Genomic DNA, 18,020 nt, shown 5'->3' on the forward strand with positions numbered 1-18,020 from the left:
ATCCCATTCCGATGAAAAAACTGATCATTACATTACTCATGCTGTTGACGATACAGCTACCCGCGCGGGCTGGTTTCGCCGAAGGCGCCAGTGCTTACAACAACAAGAATTACGCGCTAGCCTACAAGGAAATATTGCCCCTTGCAAAGACGGGCAACGCCGATGCCCAGCATTTGCTGGGCTTGATGTATTACATGGGACGGGGCTTGCCGCAGGATTACAAGCAAGCCATGTTCTGGCACCGCAAGGCGGCCGAGCAGGGCAAGGCTGACGCCCAGTATGTGGTGGGCGCCATGTATTACACGGGCAATGCCGTGCTGCAGGATCACAAGCAGGCAGTGGGCTGGTTTCGCAAGGCTGCCGAGCAGAATCATGCGGAGGCGCAGCAGGTGCTGGGCCTGATGTATCGCTACCACATGGGTGGCGTGCAGCAGGACAACGTCATCGCCTACATGCTGTGGAACCTGGCGGCCGCGAATGGCAACGCAAATGCGGCCGACCAGCGCGCCGCCGTGGTGCGCAAGATGACGCATGAGCAAGTCGAGGAGGGGCAGGCCCTGTCGGCGAAATGGAAGCCGGGCACGCCCTTGCCGCGCCAGTCGAAGACGGGCGCCGGTTGAGGGGGGGGCGTCTGCAAGGGCTGGCGGCTTGGCGTACAATCGCCATTTTCCCTTGAAAGAGTCCCGCCATGCGTGCAGTTGCCATCAGCCAGCCAGGTCCCGCCGACGTTTTGCAGATCGCCGAACGTCCCATGCCGCACTATAAGGCGGGCGAACTGCTGATCAAGGTGCACGCGGCCGGCATCAACCGTCCCGACGTGTTGCAGCGCCTGGGCAAGTATGCGCCGCCCGCCGGCGCGTCCGACTTGCCCGGCCTGGAAGTGGCTGGCGAAGTCGTCGATGGCGATTTTACTGACACTGCATTCAAGAAGGGCGACCTGGTCTGCGCCTTGGTGCAGGGCGGCGGCTATGCAGAGTACTGCGCAGCCCCAAGCGGCCAATGCCTGCCCTTGCCCAAAGGCTTGACGGCGCTGGAAGGCGCGTCCCTGCCGGAAAACTTCTTCACCGTCTGGAGCAATGTGTTCGATCGCTGCGCGCTGGCCGACGGCGAAACCTTGCTGGTGCAGGGCGGCACGTCCGGCATTGGCGTGGCGGCCATTCAATTGGCGGCCGCGCTCGGTCACCGCGTGTTCGCCACGGCGGGCAGCGATGAAAAAGCGCGCGCCTGCGAGGCGCTGGGCGCCGAACGGGGCATCAATTACCGCACGGAAGATTTCGTTGCCGTCGTCAAGGAGTTGACGGCAGGCCGTGGTGTGGATGTCATCCTTGACATGGTGGGTGGCGACTACCTGCCGCGCGAGATCGATTGCCTGGCCGACGATGGCCGCATCGGCTTGATCGCCGTGCAGGGCGGCAGCAAGGCCACCCTGGACCTGGGGCAGGTGCTGCGCCGCCGCCTGAGCGTCAGCGGCTCGACCCTGCGCCCCCGTCCCGTCGCCTTCAAGGCGGCCATCGCGAACCACCTGCGCTCGACCGTCTGGCCCCTGATCGAGGCGGGCAAGATCAAGCCTGTGATCTATCAAACCTTCCCATTGGAAAAAGCCAACGAGGCGCATGCCTTGATGGAAGCGAGCACGCATGTAGGCAAGATCATGTTGCAAGTTGCCTGAAACGGGGCACTGCCTGTTTGACCGGCATCGGCGCCGGAGTTAGAATGACGGGTTATTAGAATTTAGGCTACTATGCGTCGCAAACTCGTCGTCGGAAATTGGAAAATGAACGGCAGTCGCACCTCGAACGCGGTGTTATTGTCTGAAATAGTTGCTGGCCTGGCTGCCTCTGGCGCCGCCAGCGCCGTCTGTGTGCCCGCGCCGTATCTGGCGCAGTGCCAGACGCAATTGGCAGGCACGGCTCTTGGTTGGGGCGCGCAGGATGTGTCCGCGCACGCCAGCGGCGCCTACACGGGCGAAATCTCGGTCGCGATGTTGCAGGATTTTGGCTGCAGCTATGTGGTGATCGGGCATTCCGAGCGCCGCGCCTACCATGGCGAGAGCGATGCACTGGTGGCGGCCAAGACGGTAGCTGCGCTGGCGGCGGGCATTACGCCTATCGTTTGCATCGGCGAAACGCTGGCGCAGCGCGAAGCGGGCCAGACCGACGCGGTCGTGGCGCAGCAGTTGGGCGCCGTGCTGGCGGCGATTTCCGCCGACGACGTGGCGAAACTGGTGCTGGCCTACGAGCCAGTCTGGGCCATCGGCACTGGCAAGACAGCCACGCCGCAAATGGCGCAGGACGTGCATCAGGTATTGCGCGGCCAGCTGGCGGCAAAGAATGCGGTAGCGGCGGCCGGCGTGCAAATCCTGTACGGCGGCAGCATGAAGCCGGAGAACGCAAAAGAATTGATGGCGATGCCGGATATCGATGGCGGTCTGATCGGTGGTGCAGCATTGAAGGCGGTGGATTTCCTGGCGATTATTCACGCCGCTGATTGAATTAATTTAAACTAAGAATGGAATTGCAATGAACATGATGTTCAATCTGGTAGTGGTAGTACAGGTTATTTCGGCATTGTCGATTATCGCGCTGGTGTTGCTGCAGCACGGCAAGGGCGCCGACATGGGTGCCGCCTTCGGTTCGGGCGCCTCGGGCAGCCTGTTCGGTGCGACGGGTTCGTCGAACTTCATGTCGAAGTCGACGGGCGTTGCCGCCGCGATCTTCTTTGGCGCCACCCTGGCCCTGTCGCTGATGGCCAATCAGCGCGCCACCACTGTCGGCGGCGGCGTGATGGATAAAGTCGTCAAGCCAGTGCCAGTCACCGGTGCGGGCGCGATCCCGACGACGGTACCTGCAGCAGCACCGGTCGCCAGCGCTCCGGCAGCTGCGGCACCGGTTGCCAGCACTCCGGCAGGCGCGATTCCGAAGTAATTGTGTCGTCACTGAGCAGCATCTCGATACCTCATCGAGAGTAGTTCTCATTACGGGCAGATTATTGCTCAATGTTTTAGCAGCGCGGCAGGAAAAAATCGTGACGCGCTGGAAGATGTAAAAATTTATCGTTTTTATCTGTGTTTTGATGCATTTGTGCATTAACTTTAGCGGCAAAGCAGAGTAGAATACGGGCCTTACCGCCGACGTGGTGAAATTGGTAGACACGCTATCTTGAGGGGGTAGTGGCGAAAGCTGTACGAGTTCGAGTCTCGTCGTCGGCACCAGAAATCAGAAGCCAGCAACGGCGCACGAGCCATGGCTCGTACAAAGTTGCTGGCTTTTTTTACGAGGATGTGTCGTTCGATCCTGGTCTTAGCTTTGATTGGGGTCGTGCGTTAGATACGCTGCAAATGATCGCAGCGTCCTCATTTAACCGATCGTTCAATATAAGCTTATCAATCGTGAACCTCGAAAATTACTTCCCCGTCCTGCTGTTTATTATTATCGGCCTTGGTGTCGGTATCGCTCCCCAGCTCCTGGGGCGCCTGTTAGGTCCTAACAAGCCTGACGCAGCAAAACTCTCCCCGTACGAATGTGGCTTTGAAGCATTCGAAGACGCGCGCATGAAATTTGATGTGCGCTACTATCTGGTCGCAATCCTGTTTATTTTGTTCGATCTGGAAACGGCATTCTTTTTCCCGTGGGGCGTTGCAATGCGCGACCTGGGTTGGGCCGGTTTCGTCACGATGATGGTATTCATCGCTGAATTCGTGGTCGGATTTTGGTACATTTGGAAGAAAGGTGCCCTTGACTGGGAATAAGCCATGGCTATTGAAGGCGTATTAAGCGAAGGTTTCATCACCACCTCGGCCGACAAGCTGATCAACTGGGCGCGCACCGGGTCTATGTTCCCGATGACGTTCGGTCTGGCCTGCTGTGCGGTCGAAATGATGCATGTGGGCGCAGCCCGCTACGATATGGACCGTTTCGGCGTCGTGTTTCGTCCGTCGCCGCGTCAGTCCGACGTCATGATCGTTGCCGGCACCCTGTGCAACAAGATGGCGCCGGCCTTGCGCAAGGTCTACGACCAGATGGCAGAGCCACGCTGGGTCATCTCGATGGGTTCCTGCGCCAATGGCGGCGGGTACTACCATTACTCCTATTCTGTGGTGCGCGGCTGCGACCGCATCGTGCCTGTCGACGTGTATGTGCCTGGCTGTCCTCCGACCGCTGAAGCCTTGCTGTACGGCATCATGCAGTTGCAGAACAAGATCAAGCGTACCAGCACGATCGCACGCTAACCGGGCCGCTTCAGATTATGACAACACATTTAGAAGTATTGCAAAACGCCCTCGGCACTGCCCTGGGCGATCGCGTTAGCACGACGGTTGCGCTGGGCGAAGTCACCCTGGTCGTCAAGGCCGAGGACTACCTGGCCGTGATGCAGACCTTGCGCGACGATCCGACCCTGCATTTCGAGCAATTGCTCGACCTGTGTGGCGTCGACTACTCGACCTATGGCGACGGTAGCTGGGATGGCAAGCGTTTTGCGGCCGTCTCGCACTTGCTGTCGGTCAAGCACAACTGGCGCGTGCGCGTGCGCGTATTCGCACCGGACGACGACATGCCGCTGCTGCCCTCCGTGGTGAACATCTGGCGTGCCGTCAACTGGTATGAGCGCGAAGCGTTCGACTTGCTGGGCATCCTCTTCGAAGGCCACAACGACTTGCGCCGCCTGCTGACCGACTACGGTTTCATCGGCCATCCGTTCCGCAAGGATTTCCCCGTCTCCGGCTATGTCGAGATGCGCTACGATCCGGAACAGAAGCGCGTGATTTACCAGCCCGTGACGATCGAGCCGCGGGAAAACGTGCCGCGCGTGATCCGCGAAGAACATTACGGGATGAAATAATGGCTGAGATTAAGAACTACACCCTGAACTTTGGGCCACAGCATCCGGCCGCGCACGGTGTGCTGCGCCTGGTGCTGGAGATGGATGGCGAAGTCATCCAGCGTGCCGACCCGCATATCGGCCTGTTGCACCGCGCCACCGAAAAGCTGGCCGAGCAAAAGACCTATCTGCAATCCGTGCCGTACATGGACCGTCTCGACTATGTGTCGATGATGTGCAATGAGCATGCGTACGTGATGGCCATCGAAAAGATGCTGGGCCTGGAAGTGCCGCTGCGCGCGCAATACATCCGCGTCATGTTCGACGAAATGACGCGCATCCTGAATCACCTGATGTGGCTGGGCACCCACGCGCTGGACGTTGGCGCCATGGGCCCGTTCCTGTATTGCTTCCGCGACCGCGAAGACTTGTTCGACGCCTACGAGGCAGTCTCGGGCGCGCGCATGCACGCAGCCTACTACCGTCCGGGCGGCGTGTACCGCGACTTGCCGGACGCAATGCCGCAGCACAAGGCGTCGATCATTCGCAACGCCAAGGCGATTTCCAAGCTGAATGAAAACCGCCAGGGTTCCCTGCTGGACTTCATCGAAGACTTCGCGCGCCGTTTCCCGAATTCCGTGGACGAGTACGAAACCTTGCTGACCGACAACCGTATCTGGAAACAGCGTACCGTCGGTATCGGCGTGGTGTCGCCGGAAGATGCGCTGGCCATGGGCTTTACGGGCGCCATGCTGCGCGGCTCGGGCGTGCAGTGGGACTTGCGCAAGAAACAGCCGTACGAAGTGTACGACCTGATGGATTTCGACATTCCTATCGGCACCAACGGCGATTGCTACGACCGCTATCTGGTCCGCGTGGAAGAGCTGCGCCAGTCGAACCGCATCATCAAGCAATGCGTGGAGTGGCTGCGCAACAATGAAGGTCCTGTCATGACCAGCAACCGCAAGGTGGCGCCTCCGGGCCGCGTCGACATGAAGACCAACATGGAATCGTTGATTCACCACTTCAAGCTGTTTACCGAAGGTTTCCACGTGCCGCCAGGCGAGGCCTACAGCGCCGTGGAACATCCGAAGGGCGAGTTCGGCGTGTACCTGGTGTCCGATGGCGCCAACAAGCCGTACCGCATGAAACTGCGCGCGCCAGACTACGCTCACTTGCAGTCGCTCGACGAGATGGCGCGTGGGCACATGCTTGCCGACGCCGTGACCATCATCGGGACGCAAGATATCGTGTTCGGCAGTATTGACCGCTAAGAGGCAAAAAGTATGTTGTTATCAGAGCAATGCTATAAGAAAATTGACCGCGAGCTGGCCAAGTACCCGGCCGACCAGCGTCAGTCGGCCGTCATGGCCGCGCTGGCCCATGCCCAGGATGAACTGGGCTGGCTGGCGCCGGAAACCATGAAGGAACTGGCCGATTACATCGGCATGCCGGCGATTGCCGTGCAGGAAGTGGCCACGTTCTACAATATGTACAACGTCAAGCCCGTGGGCAAGCACAAGATTACCGTGTGCACCAACCTGCCATGCGCCCTGTCGGGCGGCGTGCGCGCTGCAGAGTACCTGAAGCAGAAACTGGGTATCGATTTCCGCGAAACCACCGCAGACGGCCAGTTCACCCTGGTTGAAGGCGAGTGCATGGGTGCTTGCGGCGATGCGCCTGTCTTGCTGGTCAGTAATAAAACCATGTGCAGCTGGATGTCGAACGAGAAAATCGACGCCATGCTGGAGGAACTCAAGAAATGACGTCACTCCACAACCGCCATATCGATCCATTGATCCTGAAGGATCTGGATGGCAAGAACTGGCATTTGCAAGACTATGTGAACCGCGGCGGCTATTCGGCCCTGCGGCGTATTCTGGAAGAGAAAATCACGCCGGAACAGATCATCGCCGACCTCAAGGCTTCGTCCTTGCGCGGCCGTGGCGGCGCGGGTTTCCCTACCGGCTTGAAGTGGAGCTTCATGCCGCGCCAGTTCCCGGGTCAGAAATACCTCGTCTGCAATACAGATGAAGGCGAACCGGGTACTTTCAAGGACCGCGACATCATTCGTTACAATCCCCATGCGCTGATCGAAGGCATGGCCATTGGCGCTTATGCGATGGGCATCACCGTCGGCTATAACTATATCCACGGTGAAATCTTCCAGGAATACCTGCGTTTCGAAGAAGCGCTGGAAGAGGCGCGTGCCGCCGGTTTCCTGGGCGACAAGATCATGGGCAGCGAATTCTCGTTCCAGTTGCATGCGCACCATGGTTATGGCGCTTACATCTGCGGCGAAGAAACGGCCCTGCTCGAATCGCTGGAAGGCAAGAAAGGCCAGCCGCGCTTCAAACCGCCTTTCCCCGCCTCGTTTGGCCTGTACGGCAAGCCGACGACGATCAACAACACGGAAACCTTCGCGGCCGTGCCCTTCGTGCTGAACATCGGTCCAGAGAAATACCTGGCGATGGGCAAGCCGAACAATGGCGGTTCGAAGATCTTCTCGATCTCGGGCGACGTGGAAAAACCGGGCAACTATGAAGTGCCGCTCGGCACCCCGTTTGCGACCCTGCTGGAACTGGCAGGCGGCATGCGCGGTGGCAAAAAGATCAAGGCCGTGATCCCTGGCGGTTCGTCCGCTCCGGTGATCCGCGGCGACATCATGATGCAGACCGACCTGGACTATGACTCGATCGCGAAAGCCGGTTCGATGTTGGGTTCGGGTGCTGTCATCGTGATGGACGAAACACGCTGCATGGTGAAGGCGCTGGAACGCCTGTCCTACTTCTATTTTGAAGAATCGTGCGGCCAGTGTACGCCTTGCCGTGAAGGCACAGGCTGGATGTACCGCATGGTGCATCGCATCGAGCAGGGGCAGGGTCGTCCAGACGACCTGGACATGCTCAACTCGATCGCCGACAACATCCAGGGCCGCACCATTTGCGCGCTGGGCGATGCGGCTGCCATGCCGGTACGGGCCTTCATTAAGAATTTCCGTGAAGAATTTGAATATCATATCGAGCACAAGCATTGCTTAGTGCCCGCATATATCTAAGCTGCGTCAGGTAACGATCACCATGGTTGAAATCGAAATAGACGGCAAAAAAGTCGAAGTCCCTGCTGGTAGCATGGTGATGGACGCCGCCAACAAATTGGGAACCTACATTCCGCACTTCTGCTATCACAAGAAATTGTCGATCGCAGCGAACTGCCGCATGTGCCTGGTCGAAGTGGAAAAGGCGCCCAAGCCTTTGCCCGCTTGTGCGACCCCGGTCAGTGCCGGCATGATCGTGCGCTCCGCCAGCGATAAAGCTGTGCAGGCGCAAAAGTCGGTCATGGAATTCTTGCTGATTAACCACCCGCTTGATTGCCCTATCTGCGATCAGGGCGGCGAATGCCAGTTGCAAGACTTGGCAGTGGGCTACGGCAAGAGCGAATCGCGCTACAAGGAAGACAAGCGCGTGGTGCAGCCGAAGGAAGCCGGTCCGCTGGTTTCCATGCAGGAAATGTCGCGCTGCATCCAGTGCACCCGTTGCGTACGCTTTGGCCAGGAAGTGGCCGGCGTGATGGAGCTGGGCATGATCGGCCGCGGCGAACACTCGGAAATCGTGTCGTTTGTTGGCCATACGGTCGACTCCGAACTGTCGGGCAACATGATCGACCTGTGCCCCGTCGGTGCACTGACCTCGAAGCCATTCCGCTACAGCGCCCGTACGTGGGAACTGTCGCGCCGCAAATCGGTCAGCCCGCATGACGGTCTGGGTACCAACTTGATCGTGCAAGTGAAAGCTGGCAAGGTCAAGCGCGTATTGCCACTGGAAAACGAAGCTGTCAACGAGTGCTGGATCTCGGACAAGGATCGTTTCTCGTACGAAGCGCTGGACAGCGCTGAACGCCTGACTTCCCCGATGCTGAAACAAGGCAACGAGTGGAAAGAAGTCGATTGGCAAACGGCGCTGGAATACGTGGCGCACGGTTTGAAAAATATCAAGCATGAGCATGGCGCTGACGCCATCGCCGCGCTGGCCACCCCGCATTCGACCGTCGAAGAGCTGGTCCTGCTGCAAAAAGTCGTCCACGGCCTCGGTTCCGAGAACGTCGACTTCCGCCTGCGCCAGACCGACTTCGCGCTCGATGCCGGCGTCAAGCCATGGCTGGGCATGCCGATCAATGAATTTGGCCAGATCAAGCGCGCCTTCGTCATCGGCTCGTTCCTGCGCAAGGATCACCCATTGCTGGCTACGCGTTTGCGCGCGTCCGTCAAGGGCGGTGCCAAGCTGTCCATCCTGCACGCCTCGGACGATGATCAACTGATCACCATCGCCAACAAGATGATCGTGGCGCCTAGCGATTGGCTGGCGGCCCTGTCGGAAGTGGTCGCTGCTGTTGCTAAAGCGAAAGAAATCGCCGCGCCAAACGGTTTTGAAGCGGTGACCGCTTCGGACGTGGCCGTCGCCATCGCTGCCAGCCTGATGGCTGGCGATCATGGCGCCGTGCTGCTGGGTAACGCAGCAACGCAACACCCGCAAGCGTCGCAACTGCATGCTGCCGCGCAATGGATCGCCGAACAGACGGGCGCCAAGCTCGGTTACCTGACGGAAGCGGCCAACACGGTTGGCGCACACCTGGTCGCCAAGCCGCGCACCAATGTGCAAGCTGCCTTTGCCGTGCCGAAGAAAGCTTACGTGCTGCTGCACGCCGAGCCGGAACTCGATGCTGCCAATCCACAAGCGGCCCGCGCCGCCCTGGATGGCGCCGACATGGTCGTGGCGATGTCGGCCTTCAAGCACGGCATGGATTACGCCGATGTCTTGCTGCCGATCGCGCCGTTCGCTGAAACCTCGGGTACCTTCGTGAACTGCGAAGGCCGCGCGCAAAGCTTCAACGGCACCGTGAAACCGCTGGCGGAAACCCGTCCAGCCTGGAAAGTGCTGCGCGTGCTGGGCAACATCCTGGGCCTGGCCGGTTTCGACTACGACACCTCCGAAGCGATCCGCGACGAAGCGTTTGGCGCTGGCGTGACCGATCTGTCGGCACAGCTGAACAATATCGCCAAGAACGCACCGGAAGCGGCAAGCTACGCACCGGCTTCGCCGGCGCTGCAACGCATCGCCGACGTGCCGATCTACTTCGCCGACGCGCTGGTACGCCGCTCCGAACCTTTGCAACGCACGGTCGATGGTGCCGCGCCGCAAGCGCACCTGTCCCTGGCGCTGGCTGACAAGCTGGGCATCAAGGCAGGCGACAAGGTCAAAGTGGCGCAAGGCTCCGGCAGCGCCATTCTGGTGGCGGCTATTCATGCCGGCCTGCCAGCCAATGTGGTCAAAGTGTCGGCGGCGCATGCCTCGACGGCTAGCCTGGGCGGCATGTTCGGTGACATCACAGTTGAAACAGCAGAGGGGAAAATCTGATGGCTCTGCCTGAATTTGTAAACGTCATCAACAGCGGTGGCCAGGATTTGCTGGGCGGCTCCTGGCCGTTCTTCTGGACCCTGATCAAGATCCTGTGCGTGCTGTTGCCGCTGATGGGCCTGGTTGCCTACCTGACCTTGTGGGAACGCAAGCTGATCGGCTGGATTCAGATCCGTGTCGGCCCGAACCGCGTGGGCCCATTGGGCTTGCTGCAGCCTATCGCCGATGCGCTGAAACTCTTGTTCAAAGAGATCATCATCCCGTCCAAGGCCGCCAAGGGCTTGTTCGTGATCGGTCCGATCATGACCATCATGCCGGCCCTGGCTGCCTGGTCGGTCGTGCCGTTCGGTCCGCAAGCCGTGCTGGCCAACGTCAACGCGGGCTTGCTGATGCTGCTGGCGATTACCTCGATGGAAGTCTACGGCATCATCATCGCCGGCTGGGCGTCGAACTCGAAGTACTCGTTCATGGGCGCCATGCGCGCTTCGGCACAGATGATTTCGTATGAAATCCCGATGGGCTTCGTGATGGTCATCGTGCTGATGGTATCGGGCAGCCTGAATTTCATCGACATCGTTGGCGGCCAGCAAATCGGCTTCTTCGCTGACAAGGGCGTGAACTTCCTGTCGTGGAACTGGTTGCCGCTGCTGCCGATGTTCGTCATTTACCTGGTGTCGGGCCTGGCTGAAGCCAACCGTCACCCATTCGACGTCGTCGAAGGCGAGTCGGAAATCGTTGCCGGCCACATGGTCGAGTACTCGGGCATGGCCTACGCCATGTTCATGCTGGCCGAATACGCCAACATGATACTGATCGGCGCCCTGGCTTCGATCATGTTCCTCGGTGGCTGGTCCGCACCATTTGCTTTCCTTGAGTTCTGGGGTGGTTTCGGCGGCTTCTTCTGGCTGTTCGCCAAGACCTTCTTCATCGTGTCGGTGTTCATCTGGGTGCGCGGTACTTTCCCACGCTACCGTTATGACCAGATCATGCGCCTCGGCTGGAAAGTGTTTATCCCGTTGACGCTGGTCTACCTGGTCTTCGTCGCTGCCTGGATGCAGACATCCTGGAATATTTGGAAGTAAGAGAGTGCATACGAATGGATAAGGTAAAAGATTTCTTCAGCAGCCTCTTGTTAGGCGAGCTGATCAAGGGCATGGCGCTGACAGGCAAGTACATGTTTTCGCGCAAGATCACGGTGCAATTCCCGGAAGAGAAGACACCGATCTCGCCGCGTTTCCGTGGCTTGCACGCGCTGCGCCGCTACCCGAACGGCGAGGAACGTTGCATCGCCTGCAAACTGTGCGAAGCAGTTTGCCCGGCGATGGCCATCACGATCGAATCGGAACAGCGTGACGACGGTTCGCGCCGCACCACGCGTTACGATATTGACTTGACCAAGTGCATCTTCTGCGGTTTCTGCGAAGAGTCCTGCCCGGTCGATTCGATCGTCGAGACGCAAATCCTGGAATACCACGGCGAGAAACGCGGGGATTTGTATTACACGAAAGAGATGTTGCTGGCCGTGGGTGATCGTTATGAAAATGACATCGCCGCTGCGCGCGCCGCCGACGCACCTTATCGCTGATGGATGCGCCGTAGCCTCTGGCTACGGCGCGCCCCTCGTTCATCTGTACGTCTATTGGGTTTTTTATGGACTTTAAAACAATTTTGTTTTACGCCTTTGCGCTGATCTTGATTCTGGCAGCGACGCGCGTTATCACGGCCCGTAATCCGGTCCACGCAGTACTGTTCCTGGTACTGTCCTTCTTTTCCGCAGCGGGCATCTGGATGCTGCTGCAAGCTGAATTTCTGGCCATCGTGCTGGTATTGGTGTATGTCGGCGCCGTGATGGTGCTGTTCCTCTTCGTGGTCATGATGCTCGATATCAATATCGACCGCATGCGCGAAGGTTTCTGGGGCTACCTGCCGCTGTCCGTGACGGTGGGCGTGATCATCGTGCTGGAAATGGCCGCTGTCCTGTGGCACGGTTTCCGCAACTTTGCGCCTAGCATCGCTCCGGTGAACGTCAATCTGGGCGGCACCAAGGAACTGGGCCTGCTGATCTACACGAAATATGTGTTCGCCTTCGAGATCGCTGCCGTCGTGCTGCTGGTGGCCATCGTTGCCGCGGTTGCACTGACCCTGCGCAAACGCAAGGACACCAAGCATTTTGCTCCGGGCGATGCGGTACGCGTCAAGCGCAACGACCGCCTGAAGATCATCAAGATGGACGCGGTCGTCGAGCGTCCTGCGGCTGAGCCGGAAGTTAAGGAGGCACCATGACATTATCGCTCACACATTTTCTGGTCCTGGGCGCGATCCTGTTCGCAATCTCGATCGTCGGTATTTTCCTGAACCGCAAGAACATCATCGTATTGCTGATGGCAATCGAATTGATGCTGCTGGCGGTGAATATGAATTTCATCGCGTTCTCCCATTTCATGGGCGACGCGGCCGGTCAGATCTTCGTTTTCTTCATCCTGACGGTTGCCGCCGCTGAGTCGGCTATCGGTCTGGCTATTCTGGTGGTGATGTTCCGTAATCTGGATACCATCAACGTCGAAGACCTGGACAGCCTTAAAGGCTGATGTTTTTCAGACTCGATCTCTCGAATAATAACGATTAAGGTTCATCATGGCGGGGCAACTCCTCAACCCTAACCTCCTTCTTGCCGTACCGCTGGCGCCGCTGGCCGGTGCCGCGATTGCAGGTTTGCTTGGCACCCAGTTCCTGGGTAATTTGGTCGGACGCAAGACGTCGCATACCGCGACGATCCTTGGCGTACTGATTGCGTTCATCCTGTCCGTGCAGACACTGCTGGCAGTGATGGATGGCGCGACATTCAATGGCACGATCTATAACTGGATGACGATCGGCACCCTGAAGATGGAAGTGGGCTTCCAGATCGATTCGCTGTCGGCGATGATGATGTGCGTGGTCACCTTCGTCTCCCTGATGGTGCACATCTACACGATCGGCTACATGAAGGACGACGAAGGCTACAACCGCTTCTTCGCCTACATCTCGCTGTTCACGTTCTCGATGCTGATGCTGGTCATGGCCAACAACTTCCTGCAACTGTTCTTCGGTTGGGAAGCCGTGGGCCTGGTCTCTTACCTGCTGATCGGCTTCTGGTACCAGCGTCCGACAGCCATCGTGGCCAACATGAAGGCTTTCCTGGTCAACCGCGTGGGCGACTTCGGCTTCATCCTGGGCATCGGCCTGTTGCTGGCTTACGCCGGCACCATGAACTACCAGGAAGTGTTCGCCAAGAAAGACGAATTGGCGCTGTTGAGCTTGCCTGGTACCGACTGGGCCCTGCTGACCGTTGCCTGCATCTGCCTGTTCATCGGCGCGATGGGCAAATCGGCGCAGTTCCCGCTGCACGTATGGCTGCCTGACTCGATGGAAGGTCCTACCCCGATCTCGGCACTGATTCACGCCGCGACGATGGTGACGGCCGGTATCTTCATGGTCTCGCGCATGTCGCCGCTGTTCGAACTGTCCGACACGGCACTGTCCTTCATCCTGGTGATCGGCTCCATCACGGCGCTGTTCATGGGTTTCCTGGGCATCATCCAGAACGACATCAAGCGCGTCGTCGCTTACTCGACTCTGTCGCAACTGGGCTACATGACTGTCGCGCTGGGCTCGTCCGCGTACTCCGTGGCCGTGTTCCACCTGATGACGCACGCATTCTTCAAGGCACTGCTGTTCCTGGGCGCCGGTTCCGTCATTATCGGCATGCACCATGACCAGGATATCCGCAACATGGGCGGCCTGCGCAAGTACATGCCTATCACCTGGATCACGTCGCTGGTCGGTTCGCTGGCCCTGATCGGCACGCCGCTGTTCTCCGGTTTCTACTCGAAAGACAGCATTATCGAAGCGGTCGAAGCGACGCACATCTGGGGCGCTGGCTTTGCCCAGTTCGCCGTGCTGGCTGGCGTGTTCGTCACTGCGTTCTACTCGTTCCGCATGTATTTCCTCGTCTTCCACGGCAAGGAACGTTTCGGCCAGGCGCATGCGCACGGTCATGACGACCACCACGCACCGAAAGCGGCCCATGGCGCGCACGGCGATGCGCATGATGACCATCACGAAGAGGAAGAGGAAGACGACCACGCGCATCACGGTCTGGAACCTGGCCAGAAGCCGCACGAATCCCCATTCGTCGTATGGTTCCCGCTGGTGATGCTGGCGATTCCGTCGCTGCTGATCGGTTACCTGACCATCGGCCCGATGCTGCATGGCGATTTCTTCAAGGGCGTGATTTTTGTTGGCGAAAACCATCCAGCAATGGAAGAGTTGTCGCATGAATTCCACGGCGCGATGGCGATGGCGATCCACGGCCTGTCGACGGCTCCGTTCTGGCTGGCATTGTCCGGCGTGGTGGCAGCCTACTACTGCTACATGGTCAACCCGCGTGTGCCGGCCTGGTTCTTTGCCAAGTTCCACGCGATCCACACCCTGCTGGACAACAAGTACTACATGGACAAGTTCAATGAAGTCGTGTTCGCCGGCGGTGCCCGTTTGCTGGGTAATGGCCTGTGGAACTTCGGTGACAAGAAGCTGATCGATGGCCTGCTGGTCAACGGTAGCGCCAAGGTCGTCGCCTGGCTGTCCTCGCTGTCGCGAGTGCTGCAGACCGGCTACATCTATCACTATGCATTCGTGATGATCCTGGGCGTGCTGGGCTTCCTGATCTATTTCCTGCCATTCTGGCCCGCTAAGTAAGCTGACCTGATAAAAGAATACTGAGAACCATGATGCAGTCTACGATTTCTACACTACCTCCTTACCTGAGTCTGTCGATCTGGGTGCCGATCATTTGCGGCGTCCTGGTCCTGGCTCTCGGCCGTGACAGCAAAGCGGGCTTTACCCGCTGGCTGTCGCTGGCTGGCGCCGTGCTCAGCATGCTGTGCACCTTGCCGCTGATCCAGCATTTCGACAACGCCGCACACGGCATGCAATTCGTCGAAAAAGCACCGTGGATAGCCACCTTCAATATCTGGTACTCGCTGGGTATCGACGGCCTGTCGCTGTGGTTCATTCCACTGACGGCCTTCATCACGGTCATCGTCGTCATTTCGGCCTGGCAAGTGATCGAGAAGCGCATCGCCCAGTACATGGGTGCCTTCCTGATCCTGTCGGGCCTGATGATCGGCGTGTTCTGCGCGCTGGACGGCTTGCTGTTCTACTTCTTCTTTGAAGCAACCCTGATCCCGATGTTCATCATCATCGGTATCTGGGGTGGTTCGAACCGCGTGTACGCGTCGTTCAAGTTCTTCCTGTACACCTTCTTCGGTTCGCTGCTGACCCTGGTTGCCATCATCTACCTGCGCAATGTGACGGGTAGCTTCGACATCCTGGCCTGGCATGCATTCAAGCTGACGATGAACGAACAGATCTTCATCTTCCTGGCCTTCCTGATGGCCTTCGCGGTGAAAGTGCCGATGTTCCCCGTCCACACGTGGTTGCCGGACGTCCACGTGGAAGCGCCTACCGGTGGTTCCGCCGTGCTGGCCGCCATCATGCTGAAACTGGGCGCCTACGGCTTCCTGCGTTTCTCGCTGCCGATCACGCCGGACGCCAGCCACTACCTGTCGGGCTTCATGATCGCCTTGTCGCTGATCGCCGTCATCTATATCGGTCTGGTTGCCCTGGTGCAAACCGACATGAAAAAACTGGTCGCCTATTCGTCGATCGCGCACATGGGTTTTGTCACCCTGGGCTTCTTCATGTTCAACGACATCTCGGTGCAGGGCGGTATCGTGCAGATGGTCTCGCACGGCTTCATCTCCGGCGCGATGTTCCTGTGCATCGGCGTGCTGTATGACCGCATGCATACCCGCAACATCGCCGACTACGGCGGCGTCGTAAACCGCATGCCGAAATTTGCCGCCTTCTTCGTGCTGTTCTCGATGGCGAACTGCGGCTTGCCAGCGACTTCCGGCTTCGTCGGCGAGTTCATGGTGATCCTGGGCGCGGTGAAATACAACTTCTGGATTGGTCTGCTGGCTGCAACGGCACTGATCTGGGGCGCGGCGTACTCGCTGTGGATGGCCAAGCGCGTGGTGTTCGGCAAGATCAAGAACAAGCATGTGGCCGAATTGACCGACATTAACAAGCGTGAATTCTTCATGCTTGCTGTGCTGGCCATCGCCGTGCTCGTGATGGGTCTGTACCCAGCCCCGTTCACCGACACGATGCAAACTTCGGTTGCCGACCTGCTGCAGCATGTCGCCATCAGCAAGTTGCCTTAAATAGAAGACCGATAACATGACTAATGCACCTAATCTGGTACCGCTGTACGCGGAAATCTTTCTGCTGATCGCCACGTCGGCGCTCTTGCTGATCGATATGTTCTTGCCTGCGGCGAAGCGTTCGATCACCTATGCGCTGTCGCTGCTGACTTTGGCAGGCTGCGCCTTGCTGACCGTGGGCGACTTCAACGCGGGCACCACCGTCTACACGTTCCACAACATGTTCGTGTCGGATCCGATGTCGCAGCTGTTGAAACTGTTCTCGTACGGCGCCGTGGCGCTGACCCTGATCTACTCGCGTGCCTATGCCACCGACCGCAGCATGCTGTCGGGTAACCTGGGCGGCGAGTTCTACGTGCTGGCCCTGTTTGCACTGCTGGGCCAGATGATCATGATCTCGGCCAACAACTTCCTGATCATCTACCTGGGTCTGGAACTGATGTCGCTGTCGCTGTACGCGCTGATCGCCTTGCGCCGTGACAATGCCAAGGCCACGGAAGCGGCCATGAAATACTTCATCCTGGGCGCGCTGGCTTCCGGTTTCATGTTGTACGGTATCTCCATGCTGTACGGTGCCTCCGGCACGCTGGACCTGGGTGAACTGCGCGTGGCGCTGGAAAACGGCAAGACCAACGGCACCATCATGGTCTTCGGCCTGGTCTTCCTGGTAGCCGGCCTGGCCTTCAAACTGGGCGTCGTGCCATTCCACATGTGGGTGCCTGACGTGTATCAAGGTTCGCCGACAGCCGTGACCCTGCTGCTGGGCGGCGCGCCGAAACTGGCCGCGTTCGCCATCACCCTGCGTTTGCTGGGCGAGGGCTTGCTGCCGATGGCGCATGACTGGCAGCAAATGCTGCTGGTACTGGCCGTGATGTCGCTGGCTATCGGTAACTTCACCGCTATCGCGCAAACCAATTTGAAGCGCATGCTGGCGTACTCGACCATCGCGCAAATGGGCTTCGTTCTCCTGGGTCTGCTGTCCGGCACCGTCGATGCGCCGAACAACACCCTGAACGCGGCTGGCGCGGCCACCGCCTATGGCGCCTCGATGTACTACGTCATCACCTACGTGTTCACCACCCTGGGTACCTTTGGCGTGATCATGTTGCTGGCACGTAATGGTTTCGAAGCAGAAGAGCTGGCCGACTTCAAGGGCCTGGGCAAACGCAGCCCGATTTTCGCGCTGGTGATGACCCTGTTCATGTTCTCGCTGGCCGGCGTGCCGCCGCTGATGGGCTTCATGGCCAAGTACTCGGTGCTGGCCTCCGTGCTGGCTACCGGCCAGCTGTGGCTGACCATCGCTGCCGTGCTGTTCTCGCTGATCGGCGCCTTCTACTACCTGCGCGTCGTGAAAATGATGTGGTTCGACGAGCCGACGGACACCAACGCGCTGGTCGTGCATGGCGACATGCGCGTCGTGCTGGCCCTGAACGGCGTGTTCGTCCTGGCGCTCGGTGTGATGCCGAACAGCATCCTGGCTGCCTGCGCGACAGCCATCACCAAGACCCTGGCGTCCTGACCG

General features: G+C 58.9%; 18 protein-coding genes and 1 tRNA gene. All 19 read left to right on the plus strand.

The window, feature by feature from the left end:
* Positions 1 to 11 precede the first annotated feature (11 nt).
* The 19 genes from ACQ4WZ_RS03725 (at position 12) to nuoN (ending at position 18,017) form a co-directional block, all read left to right on the plus strand.
* On the plus strand, positions 12 to 620 hold the full coding sequence (locus tag ACQ4WZ_RS03725; protein WP_077407077.1) for a tetratricopeptide repeat protein: 609 nt from the start codon (positions 12 to 14) through the stop codon (positions 618 to 620).
* A 68-nt stretch (positions 621 to 688) separates the two neighbouring features.
* Positions 689 to 1,669 carry an NAD(P)H-quinone oxidoreductase gene (locus ACQ4WZ_RS03730; protein ID WP_436572603.1) on the plus strand — a complete coding sequence of 327 codons (981 nt, stop codon included), beginning with the start codon at positions 689 to 691 and terminating at the stop codon, positions 1,667 to 1,669.
* A 72-nt stretch (positions 1,670 to 1,741) separates the two neighbouring features.
* A complete protein-coding gene (gene tpiA, locus ACQ4WZ_RS03735; protein WP_101482094.1) occupies positions 1,742 to 2,491 on the plus strand; it encodes a triose-phosphate isomerase in 750 nt (249 codons plus the stop codon).
* Between the two features lie 28 nt (positions 2,492 to 2,519).
* Complete coding sequence (gene secG, locus ACQ4WZ_RS03740) at positions 2,520 to 2,924, plus strand: preprotein translocase subunit SecG (RefSeq protein WP_101482093.1); 405 nt, start codon at positions 2,520 to 2,522, stop codon at positions 2,922 to 2,924.
* A 202-nt stretch (positions 2,925 to 3,126) separates the two neighbouring features.
* Positions 3,127 to 3,211, plus strand: a tRNA-Leu gene (locus ACQ4WZ_RS03745).
* A 177-nt stretch (positions 3,212 to 3,388) separates the two neighbouring features.
* Positions 3,389 to 3,748 (plus strand): NADH-quinone oxidoreductase subunit A, encoded by a 360-nt coding sequence (locus ACQ4WZ_RS03750; protein ID WP_010399734.1) that lies wholly within the window; start codon positions 3,389 to 3,391, stop codon positions 3,746 to 3,748.
* Positions 3,749 to 3,751: 3 nt separating this feature from the next.
* Complete coding sequence (locus ACQ4WZ_RS03755) at positions 3,752 to 4,228, plus strand: NuoB/complex I 20 kDa subunit family protein (RefSeq protein WP_010399733.1); 477 nt, start codon at positions 3,752 to 3,754, stop codon at positions 4,226 to 4,228.
* A gap of 17 nt (positions 4,229 to 4,245) precedes the next feature.
* Positions 4,246 to 4,839, plus strand: a complete 594-nt coding sequence (locus tag ACQ4WZ_RS03760) for an NADH-quinone oxidoreductase subunit C (RefSeq protein ID WP_436572604.1) — start codon at positions 4,246 to 4,248, stop codon at positions 4,837 to 4,839.
* The gene (locus ACQ4WZ_RS03765) at positions 4,839 to 6,092 is read left to right on the plus strand and encodes an NADH-quinone oxidoreductase subunit D (protein ID WP_010399731.1); all 1,254 of its coding nucleotides are present in this window, start codon (positions 4,839 to 4,841) and stop codon (positions 6,090 to 6,092) included. The genes ACQ4WZ_RS03760 and ACQ4WZ_RS03765 overlap by 1 nt, the downstream gene beginning before the upstream one ends.
* A gap of 12 nt (positions 6,093 to 6,104) precedes the next feature.
* A complete protein-coding gene (gene nuoE, locus ACQ4WZ_RS03770) occupies positions 6,105 to 6,584 on the plus strand; it encodes an NADH-quinone oxidoreductase subunit NuoE (protein ID WP_035820520.1) in 480 nt (159 codons plus the stop codon).
* Positions 6,581 to 7,876 carry an NADH-quinone oxidoreductase subunit NuoF gene (gene nuoF, locus ACQ4WZ_RS03775; RefSeq protein WP_010399729.1) on the plus strand — a complete coding sequence of 432 codons (1,296 nt, stop codon included), beginning with the start codon at positions 6,581 to 6,583 and terminating at the stop codon, positions 7,874 to 7,876. The genes nuoE and nuoF overlap by 4 nt, the downstream gene beginning before the upstream one ends.
* A gap of 22 nt (positions 7,877 to 7,898) precedes the next feature.
* The gene (nuoG, locus tag ACQ4WZ_RS03780; protein ID WP_436572605.1) at positions 7,899 to 10,232 is read left to right on the plus strand and encodes an NADH-quinone oxidoreductase subunit NuoG; all 2,334 of its coding nucleotides are present in this window, start codon (positions 7,899 to 7,901) and stop codon (positions 10,230 to 10,232) included.
* Entirely contained in the window at positions 10,232 to 11,314 is a 1,083-nt protein-coding gene (nuoH, locus tag ACQ4WZ_RS03785) for an NADH-quinone oxidoreductase subunit NuoH (protein ID WP_133990143.1), read from the plus strand. Before nuoG ends, nuoH begins: the two co-directional genes overlap by 1 nt.
* Positions 11,315 to 11,328: 14 nt before the next feature.
* Positions 11,329 to 11,817 (plus strand): NADH-quinone oxidoreductase subunit NuoI, encoded by a 489-nt coding sequence (nuoI, locus tag ACQ4WZ_RS03790; protein ID WP_010399726.1) that lies wholly within the window; start codon positions 11,329 to 11,331, stop codon positions 11,815 to 11,817.
* 65 nt (positions 11,818 to 11,882) lie between these two features.
* Positions 11,883 to 12,515 carry an NADH-quinone oxidoreductase subunit J gene (locus ACQ4WZ_RS03795; protein WP_034779507.1) on the plus strand — a complete coding sequence of 211 codons (633 nt, stop codon included), beginning with the start codon at positions 11,883 to 11,885 and terminating at the stop codon, positions 12,513 to 12,515.
* A complete protein-coding gene (gene nuoK / locus ACQ4WZ_RS03800; protein ID WP_010399724.1) occupies positions 12,512 to 12,820 on the plus strand; it encodes an NADH-quinone oxidoreductase subunit NuoK in 309 nt (102 codons plus the stop codon). Before ACQ4WZ_RS03795 ends, nuoK begins: the two co-directional genes overlap by 4 nt.
* 46 nt (positions 12,821 to 12,866) lie before the next feature.
* Positions 12,867 to 14,969 (plus strand): NADH-quinone oxidoreductase subunit L, encoded by a 2,103-nt coding sequence (gene nuoL, locus ACQ4WZ_RS03805; RefSeq protein ID WP_436572606.1) that lies wholly within the window; start codon positions 12,867 to 12,869, stop codon positions 14,967 to 14,969.
* Positions 14,970 to 14,998: 29 nt separating this feature from the next.
* A complete protein-coding gene (locus ACQ4WZ_RS03810; protein ID WP_101482088.1) occupies positions 14,999 to 16,498 on the plus strand; it encodes an NADH-quinone oxidoreductase subunit M in 1,500 nt (499 codons plus the stop codon).
* 16 nt (positions 16,499 to 16,514) lie between these two features.
* Positions 16,515 to 18,017 carry an NADH-quinone oxidoreductase subunit NuoN gene (gene nuoN / locus ACQ4WZ_RS03815; RefSeq protein WP_096236656.1) on the plus strand — a complete coding sequence of 501 codons (1,503 nt, stop codon included), beginning with the start codon at positions 16,515 to 16,517 and terminating at the stop codon, positions 18,015 to 18,017.
* The last annotated feature ends 3 nt before the right edge of the window (positions 18,018 to 18,020 follow it).

It is taken from the genome of Janthinobacterium darwini, assembly GCF_051380905.1.
GTDB lineage: Bacteria > Pseudomonadota > Gammaproteobacteria > Burkholderiales > Burkholderiaceae_D > Janthinobacterium.